The 1861-nt window shown below is 67.9% G+C and carries 3 protein-coding genes; all 3 read right to left on the bottom strand.

From position 1 onward, the window contains the following. Nucleotides 1-377: class I SAM-dependent methyltransferase (locus VF662_RS10070; protein ID WP_464140550.1), on the bottom strand; the 377-nt coding region annotated here is incomplete at its 3' end. Then, nucleotides 374-745, bottom strand: a complete 372-nt coding sequence (gene gcvH / locus VF662_RS10065; protein ID WP_464140548.1) for a glycine cleavage system protein GcvH — start codon at nt 743-745, stop codon at nt 374-376. The genes gcvH and VF662_RS10070, both read right to left, overlap by 4 nt. Then, entirely contained in the window at nt 742-1854 is a 1113-nt protein-coding gene (gene gcvT, locus VF662_RS10060; protein WP_464140553.1) for a glycine cleavage system aminomethyltransferase GcvT, read from the bottom strand. The genes gcvH and gcvT overlap by 4 nt, the downstream gene beginning before the upstream one ends. Nucleotides 1855-1861: the final 7 nt, after the last annotated feature.

Genomic DNA, 1861 nt, shown 5'->3' with positions numbered 1-1861 from the left:
ACCGAGAACACGCCCTCCGCGACTGCGGCGGGATCAAGCATCCAGTGCAATGCCGCGTTGGAGAAGGCGGCGTCGAACTGCCCGAAGCAGAGCGCCGCCCGCGCGAGGCCCAGCGCCTGGGCATCGGCGACATAGGCGTCGATCCCTCGCGCCCTCGCCGCTTCGACCATCTCCGGAGAGGCATCGAGCCCAACCACCTTCGCTCCCGCCGCATCGATCAGCGCGGTCAGAGCGCCGTCGCCGCAGCCGAGGTCGACGATCATCTCGCCAGGCTGCGCGTCGAGCATGGTCAAGGCCGCGGCGCCGAGCGCGGGCACGAACGCAGCGTTCTTCGCGTAGTCGGCGGGAGACCAGCGGGAGGAGGAATTGACGCTCACTGGCTGTCGCAGAAGGCCTTGTACTGCTCGGCGTCCATCAGGTCGCTGAGCTGACTGTCGTCGGACAGCCGGAGCTTGAAGAACCAGCCCTCGCCCTCGGGATCGCTGTTCACCAGCGAGGGATCGTCGGCGAGCGCCTGGTTGCCTTCCACGACTTCGCCGCTCACCGGAGCATAGACGTCGGAGGCGGCCTTGACGGATTCGACGACGGCCGCGTCGCCGCCCTGAGTCACTTCACGGCCGGCTTCCGGCACTTCGACGAAGACGATGTCGCCGAGCTGGGCCTGAGCGAAGTTGGTGATCCCGACGGTGGCGGTGTCGCCTTCGACTCGGATCCATTCATGCTCTTTGGTGAAATAGAGGCTCATGCGGCGGCTCCCTTGCGTTGGTAGCGGTGCGGGACGAAGGGCATCGGCACGACCTTCGCCTGGAAAATCTTGCCGCGCTGGGCGAGCGTGACGGTCGCCCCCGGCTCGGCCGAGGCGGCGGGCACATAGGCCATCGCGATCGGCGCCTCGAGCATGGGCGAGAAGCCGCCGCTCGTGACCTTGCCGACTTCGCTGCCTTCATCGTCGACCACCATCGCCCCCTCGCGCACCGGCTGGCGCCCTTCGACGGCGAGCCCGACGCGCCGGCGGATCGCGCCCTGTTCAAGCTCGCGGGTGATCCGGAACCAGCCGGGAAAGCCGCCCTCGCCGCGGCGGCGCTTCGAGATCGCGAAGCCGAGATCGGCTTCGACCGGCGTTGTCGTCTGATCGAGATCGTGGCCGTAGAGCGGAAGCCCGGCTTCGAGCCGCAGGGAATCGCGCGCGCCGAGGCCGATCGGCTTCACCTCCGGCTGCTCCAGCAGGAGTTCGGCAAGGGCTGCGACGCGGCTCGAGGGGACGGAGATCTCGAACCCGTCTTCGCCCGTATAGCCGGAGCGGCTGATCCAGGCCGTGCCTCCGCCGATGTCGAAGGCGCCGCCCTGCATGAAGCCGAGCTCGGCCACGCCCGACGCGAGCCGCGCCAGCGCGTCCACCGCCTGCGGCCCCTGGAGCGCAAGCAGCGCCTGCTCCTTCATATGGTCGAGCACCACGCCAGTGGGCAGCTTCGCCTGAAGGTGCTCGATATCGCCCATCTTAGTGGCGCCGTTCACGACCATGTAGAAATGATCGCCGCGGCGCGTGACCATCAGATCGTCGATGATCCCGGCATCCTCGCTCAGAAGCAGCGAATAGCGGAGCCGCCCTTCCTTCAGGATCGCAAGGTCGGCCGGAAGCAGGCTCTCCAGCCCCTTCTCGGCACCCGCGCCGGCGATGATCAGCTGGCCCATGTGGCTGACGTCGAACAGGCCGGCGGACTCGCGCGTCCAGCGATGCTCGGCGATGATGCCTTCATATTGGATCGGCATCGAATAGCCGGCAAACGGGACCATCCGGGCGCCTTGCGCGCGGTGCCAGCTGTCCAGCGGGAGGATGTCTTGGGGCTCGCTCATTCCAGTC

The sequence above is a fragment of the Allosphingosinicella sp. genome (genome assembly GCF_036387215.1).
Classification (GTDB): Bacteria; Pseudomonadota; Alphaproteobacteria; order Sphingomonadales; family Sphingomonadaceae; genus Allosphingosinicella.
This window is presented reverse-complemented; position numbering and strand designations above follow the sequence as displayed.

Bases quoted from the DNA above. Each gene is read 5' to 3' on its own strand.
- gcvH (WP_464140548.1), bottom strand. From the start codon at position 745: ATGAGCCTCTATTTCACCAAAGAGCATGAATGGATCCGAGTCGAAGGC.
- gcvT (WP_464140553.1), bottom strand. From the start codon at position 1,854: ATGAGCGAGCCCCAAGACATCCTCCCGCTGGACAGCTGGCACCGCGCG.